General features: G+C 58.2%; 6 protein-coding genes. 2 read left to right on the top strand and 4 right to left on the bottom strand.

What is annotated here, in order from left to right; translation table 11 throughout:
- The first annotated feature begins 216 nt into the window (after positions 1-216).
- The gene (gene murI, locus ACVW0B_RS14255) at positions 217-1,095 is read left to right on the top strand and encodes a glutamate racemase (protein WP_457394974.1); all 879 of its coding nucleotides are present in this window, start codon (positions 217-219) and stop codon (positions 1,093-1,095) included.
- Between the two features lie 36 nt (positions 1,096-1,131).
- Here the strand turns inward: murI and ACVW0B_RS14250 are convergent, their stop codons facing one another.
- Positions 1,132-1,725, bottom strand: a complete 594-nt coding sequence (locus ACVW0B_RS14250) for a hypothetical protein (protein WP_457491986.1) — start codon at positions 1,723-1,725, stop codon at positions 1,132-1,134.
- Between the two features lie 375 nt (positions 1,726-2,100).
- Here ACVW0B_RS14250 and fba point away from each other — a divergent pair, with 375 nt between their 5' ends.
- Positions 2,101-3,180 (top strand): class II fructose-bisphosphate aldolase, encoded by a 1,080-nt coding sequence (gene fba, locus ACVW0B_RS14245; RefSeq protein ID WP_011432022.1) that lies wholly within the window; start codon positions 2,101-2,103, stop codon positions 3,178-3,180.
- A gap of 153 nt (positions 3,181-3,333) precedes the next feature.
- Here fba and ACVW0B_RS14240 read toward each other — a convergent pair whose 3' ends face one another.
- The 3 genes from ACVW0B_RS14240 to ACVW0B_RS14230 form a co-directional block, all read right to left on the bottom strand.
- A complete protein-coding gene (locus ACVW0B_RS14240; RefSeq protein ID WP_011432021.1) occupies positions 3,334-3,561 on the bottom strand; it encodes a hypothetical protein in 228 nt (75 codons plus the stop codon).
- A 40-nt stretch (positions 3,562-3,601) separates the two neighbouring features.
- Positions 3,602-3,808: a hypothetical protein gene (locus tag ACVW0B_RS14235; protein ID WP_011432020.1), complete on the bottom strand. Its 207-nt coding sequence runs from the start codon at positions 3,806-3,808 to the stop codon at positions 3,602-3,604.
- 169 nt (positions 3,809-3,977) lie between these two features.
- Complete coding sequence (locus tag ACVW0B_RS14230) at positions 3,978-4,145, bottom strand: hypothetical protein (protein ID WP_457404261.1); 168 nt, start codon at positions 4,143-4,145, stop codon at positions 3,978-3,980.
- Positions 4,146-4,235: the final 90 nt, after the last annotated feature.

Genomic DNA, 4,235 nt, shown 5'->3' with positions numbered 1-4,235 from the left:
TCAGGACTTGGGTCATGGTTCTATCGTAACTTCCGCATTCCTCCCGACACTGACCCTACGGGTACAGTGCGGGGCTCCTGCGATTTCTAGCTGATCGAATTGACGATCCAGTTGGCCCAGTTGATCTCAGAGGGAAGGCAGGGAATCTGTCGCCGAGATTCTCGAAAGCAGGGTAGGATACAGCAGCTTAGGCCAAGGTGTTGAGGAGAACGGAGCATGCAGTGGGAGTGGAAATCAGAGCCAGATCCCAGTTGGCCAATTGGGGTGTTTGACAGCGGCTTGGGCGGGCTGACGGTTTGGCGAGCCTTACGCCGCCGACTCCCCCAGGAACGGCTCATCTACTTCGGCGACACAGCGCGGTTGCCCTATGGGGAACGCTCGCCAGAGGAGATCCTGGCCTTTGTGCGGCAAATTCTGACATGGATGCAGGCACAGCCGGTGAAGCTGGTGGTGATGGCCTGCAATACCAGCTCGGCCTTGGCTCTGGACCACGTGCGGCAGGAGTTTGCCCTGCCCGTTCTGGGGTTGATCCTACCCGGCGCCCAGGCAGCACTGGCCCAGGGATCCCGCATTGGGGTGCTCGCCACGGTGGCCACGGTCAAGAGTCGCGCTTACTCAAAAGCCATTCAGGAGTACAGCGCTCTGGATCCCAAACGTTTTCCGTACCCCGTTTACTGTTGGGAGCAGGCCTGCCCTGAGTTCGTCCCTCTCATTGAAGCCGGATGGCTGGATAGCCCTGCTCTGCGACAGGCGGCTGAACGCTACCTGCAACCGCTGTTGCAACAGGGGATCGATACCCTTGTCTATGGCTGTACTCACTACCCCCTGCTGGATCCAATCCTGAAGCCTTTGCTGCCGTCCTCGGTCAAACGGGTAGATCCAGGGATGGCGCTGGTGGGATCCCTGGCCCGCGAATTGAGTTTGTGGGACTTGCGTCGCCCCTTGACCGCTGCTTGGGGAGAACCCCACCGTTTCTGTGTGAGCGGGGATCCAGAGCGATTTGCCCAGTTGGCCACTCCTTGGTTGGGCTTTCGGCCCCAGGTAGAACGGGTGGAATTGCCGGCTTTGGATGTCAGCAACTCCCTCCGCCCCTGAGCGCCCTTCTCCTCGGGGATAAAGATTGGGGGCCCCTCAACGGGTCATCACCTGCAAGGGGAAACGTTCCGCCAACTCCCCTTCCACCTTGGGTAGCCATTCCTCTTGGAACACCCACACCTGCCCCTGCTGCACGCGGCCATCGGGGTTTTGCGTCAGCTCCAGCCAATACACGAATTGGTTTCCCCGCAGCACCACCCCTTGGATGGCAAGGGCCAAGGTATAGCCCGGACTGCTTGCCAGAGCTTCTGGGGACGGGTAGCGAATCACCTCCACCGCCTGATCCAGATCGGCGGCGATCTCCGGCCCATAGACATCGCGAATGGCTTGAAAGAGATCCTCTGCTGTCAGTCCTTGGGGGCGAAAGAACGTCATCCGTTCCGAGCGAATCGTCTCCCGATCCAGCGGGTTGATGATCCGTCCCGGCGGAGCCACCGAAGCCAAGAACGTAAAACGGGATCCATCCGGCCCCACTCGGTTGATGTTCAGGGTTTCGCCCGGACGGGGCCGCAGCACAGGATTGTCCCTCACCCAGGCCGCCACCTGATCCGGAGATTGCCCAGGGATCCCCCAAGCTGCCAACTGAAGGCCCGTCGCCCAACAGGCCATTGCCAAACCGGTTCCTTGCACCCAACTACCCCAGAGAGCCCTTGTTTGCTTTACACCCAAGACCGGCCAGCGATTGCAACGCACGTTCCCATTCCTCCGGGCAAACAACACAAAAACACCACAGTAGAATTAGAGAGACTAAGAGATAAATTGAGCGGGCATGGGCAGATCCATCCTCGATGCAAGCGCCCAACAGTCTTGCCCTTCCCCACTGTATCTGAAGATGTCGGTGCGCCTGTTGCGTCTGAGCGCGAGCATTGCGGCCAATGGTTGCAAAGATCCCTCGGCAAGATGCGCAGATCCCCGGCGGCTTATCCGCCAAAACGTAAAAAGTATCTTAAGATCAACGGTAAGCAAATCTCATACGCACTAGGTCAGCACCTCAGGAGGTAACCGATGGCTCTCGTTGCAATGCGGACGCTGCTGGATCATGCCGCCGAACATGGCTACGGCATTCCTGCCTTCAACGTCAACAACATGGAGCAGATCCAAGCAATCATGCAGGCAGCCCATGAAACCAACAGCCCCGTTATCCTGCAAGCCTCTCGAGGGGCACGCAAGTATGCGGGCGAGAACTTTCTGCGGCACCTGATCCTGGCGGCAGTGGAGACCTACCCCCACATCCCCGTCGCCATGCACCAAGACCACGGCAATAGCCCGGCTACCTGCTATTCCGCCATCCGCAACGGCTTCACCAGCGTCATGATGGATGGATCCCTCAAGGAAGATGCCAAGACCCCGGCCAGCTACGAGTACAACGTGGCCGTTACCTCCGAGGTGGTGAAAGTGGCTCATGCAATCGGGGTGAGTGTGGAAGGGGAACTGGGCTGCCTGGGATCCCTGGAAACGGGCCGTGGGGAAGCGGAAGATGGCCACGGCGCGGAAGAGGCGCTCAGCCATGACCAACTCCTCACCGACCCCGACCAAGCGGTGGACTTTGTGGAGCGAACTCAGGTGGATGCGCTGGCCGTAGCCATTGGTACCAGCCATGGCGCCTACAAGTTCTCCCGGAAGCCCACTGGTGACATCCTCGACATGGAGCGCATTGCTGAGATCCACCGCCGCCTGCCCAACACGCACCTGGTGATGCACGGTTCCTCCTCGGTGCCCAAGGAGCTGATCGACATCATCAACGAATACGGCGGCTCCATTCCCGAGACTTACGGTGTGCCGCTGGAAGAAATTCAGCGGGGCATCCAAAATGGAGTGCGCAAAGTAAACATCGACACCGACAACCGCCTGGCCATCACAGCTGCCGTGCGCCGCGCTCTGGCCGAGAATCCGAAAGAGTTTGACCCCCGCCACTTCCTCAAGCCTTCCATCAAGGAAATGCAAAAAGTCTGTGCTGAGCGCTACATTGCCTTCGGCTGTGCTGGCCATGGCACCAAAGTTCCGGTGGTTACCTTGGATGAGATGGCAGCCAAGTATGCTTCTGGAGCTTTGGCGGCTCAGGTGAAGAAGACCGTTGCGGTCTAGTCCCCACATCCTGCAAGAACTCTGGAATGCTTGCCGGGGCGCTTCCAGGGTTTTCCTTGGAGATCAGCTAGGTCACTGGACTCAGATTGGACAAATAAGGGGATCCAGCTGGGATCCCCTTTTGCTTTGGAGGAACTTGATGCGTTTTGGGGGTCAGGCAGCTTTTGCCGCAGAACGTTTTTCCGTCTCAATTTGATGGTTCAGCAACGCCAAGCTTAGGCAGTCCAACAGTTCCAGGTCAGCCTCAGAGTAGCGCCGCTGAAAGAGCAGCTCATTGATGCGGTTCTCTTGGCCCAAGCTGAGGAAGCTGCTGCGGAACACCTGCTCCACGATTTCTTGGATGCTGGAGGGCAGAGTAACAGAGTCAAGACTTGTATTCATGGCTGGTTCTGTTTGAGAGATGGTTTTTGAAGGGAGAAGACTATCTTTGCCAAGAGGTGAGGTAGCGCTGCTCGATGTCCTGCAGGGAAAGATGGGAAGCCCTGGGCCGCGGCTCATTCACGGAGGAGACATCGTTCTGCCACTTGAGGGATACTCCCAGCAGTGCTCCCAAAGAGAAGCTCTCGCTCAATAGGGCTGCTATGCGGTAAGTACGGTAGTCCAGGGTTAGATCTTCACTGACTTGCATCTGTGTTTCCTCCGTATTTCTAACGTTCATGCCCCTATCATAGCCTCGAGATCAGTGGAAGTACAGAGAAACATCGAGGATTTGCGTAGGCAATTTGTACGTTTCTTCTACGCGATTTGGCGGATATCGGTGGGATCCCAGGGGTCTTTGGGGCGGGTTCAGGGTTGAGTCAGGGATCCCAGCCCAGCAGAGCACAGATGTCCGCAGCCAGGGTGGCGGCGTTGAAGGGTTTGCCGATGAGGCCATTGGCTCCAAGCTGAGCCAGAGAGGAGGGTGAAACTGGGAAATTGACATCCTCCCCGGCCTGAAGGCTGGAGATTCCTACCACGCTACGCATGGATGGCTCCTTGCGCAGTCGTCTCGGCGGGTTCCTGCTTCCGACCGCCCGTGCGGTTCGATCCACAGGCCATCCGGGCTGACACGGGTG

The organism is Thermostichus sp. MS-CIW-23, from assembly GCF_054059455.1.
The sequence above is the reverse complement of the archived record's forward strand: the minus strand, read 5'-3'. Positions and strand labels throughout refer to the sequence as shown.

Excerpts from the sequence above, each read along its gene's own strand:
- murI (WP_457394974.1), top strand. The coding sequence starts at position 217 with ATGCAGTGGGAGTGGAAATCAGAGCCAGATCCCAGTTGGCCAATTGGG.
- fba (WP_011432022.1), top strand. The coding sequence starts at position 2,101 with ATGGCTCTCGTTGCAATGCGGACGCTGCTGGATCATGCCGCCGAACAT.
- ACVW0B_RS14240 (WP_011432021.1), bottom strand. The coding sequence starts at position 3,561 with ATGAATACAAGTCTTGACTCTGTTACTCTGCCCTCCAGCATCCAAGAA.
- ACVW0B_RS14235 (WP_011432020.1), bottom strand. The coding sequence starts at position 3,808 with ATGCAAGTCAGTGAAGATCTAACCCTGGACTACCGTACTTACCGCATA.
- ACVW0B_RS14230 (WP_457404261.1), bottom strand. The coding sequence starts at position 4,145 with ATGCGTAGCGTGGTAGGAATCTCCAGCCTTCAGGCCGGGGAGGATGTC.